The sequence below is a fragment of the Candidatus Woesearchaeota archaeon genome, assembly GCA_003694805.1.
In the GTDB taxonomy this organism is placed as follows: domain Archaea; phylum Nanobdellota; class Nanobdellia; order Woesearchaeales; family J110; genus J110.
Genome location: RFJU01000120.1, coordinates 1 through 1501 on the forward strand (window position 1 = coordinate 1; position 1501 = coordinate 1501).

Genomic DNA, 1501 nt, shown 5'->3' on the forward strand with positions numbered 1-1501 from the left:
CATGTCCTGGCCAATCCTCGCAATAAGTTCGCCGACCTTGCGAGGGTTTTGCTCGTACACGCCACCTGTGCTTTTCGCAAACGCCCTGCAGACAGTATCGCCCTGCCCTCCCGTCCCGCCGAGCTTGACAACGTAGATAGGAACGCCTGCCCTCCTCGCTTGTTCTAACGCTTCATTCACGAATCGTTCCTTGTTCTCCATTCTGCTCGTGTCTTCGCAGTCTGTTAAGAGCACCATGATTCTCTCCCGGCCCACACCGGTCAACGCCTCGTACACTTCGTCCGCTTTTTTCTCTGATGCTATAATGTCTAAACTATTTGCCAATGCTGTGTAGATCAGCGTTCGGCCGCCACTTGGGTTCATGCCGTTTTGCAGGACCTGCGCGACAACCTCGGGGCCGGAAAACGTTTCTTTGAAAAACTTCAATTGTGCATCTGAATCCTGCTCGCCCCCTGCAAACGTTGCAACGCGATACAAAACCTTAACACCTGCTTTCTCTAAGGTGTCAAGTAAGGTCTCAACGCTCTTGATGAGTTCCTTATTGGTTTCCTCGCTTCTCGTAACACTCGAACTCCTATCAATTAGGACATCAACCAACACGTTGCCTGGCGGTTTTGCTGGGTCCACCCCCACAACATCACAGGGAGTTTTGCCTACCTTGCAAGATACAATATCTTCTTCTTGCAATAAGTCTGCTTGGCAAACTACTTCGTTTTGGTGCTTCTCATCTTGTTGCTCAACACACGATCCCTGTACGATTCTTTCCAAATCGTTTTTTCGTGAAGCCCATTGCTTACCATCACAGACGACGTTTGCTTCTTTTGGCGTGCAACCGCGCGGCACACCGCCCAGGGGGGAACCCTTGCGTTCGGCGCTGACTTCAACGTGGAAGCCCGGATTGCTCTCCGCTGCTGGCTTGGAAAAAGGAAGTGTGCACGCGCGATCCTCACCTACGACATCCCCTTGCTTGTTCAACGCCTCAGCCACCACGCACACGTGAGAATAATCACTGATGACAGGAACGCTCCAGAAGCGCTCAACACCGCCTTCGACGTTGCTCCTCGGGAACGCAGGCGTTCGCCCCGACGGCGTTTCGTAAGAGACGAGCACGTCAAGACCCTCCGCGGCTTTGACATGGACAGGCATTACGCCACGCGTGGCGATCGTGTATTCGTCCTGAGGATATACGATTTGTACCTGCCGAGACGTCGATGACAACGCCTCCTCACTCCTCGGGACAGCACGCTCCGCGAGCGCCCCACCCGCTGCAGCAAGGAGCAGCCCTGCACTGACTAAGCACTTCTTCAACAACGAACCAACCATGTTCTCCGCCTTCTTTTCGCCACTGAGAAGTCATCAATAAAATAAAAGGCTTTGCGTTCTGCCTGCCCTAAAACACTCCCTCATTCATCAAAACAACCCCCTGCACAAAACGAAAAAACACCTCCTCATTCATAAATTATTCATAAAGAGTCTTGTTTGTTCTCTTGCATTTCAAAAC

At 52.0% G+C, this 1501-nt stretch carries 1 protein-coding gene; it reads right to left on the minus strand.

All coding sequences use genetic code 11. The features are described 5' to 3' along the window. Positions 1–1323 (minus strand): VWA domain-containing protein (locus D6783_04245; GenBank protein ID RME52608.1); only part of this gene is annotated, 1323 nt, incomplete at its 3' end. Positions 1324–1501: the final 178 nt, after the last annotated feature.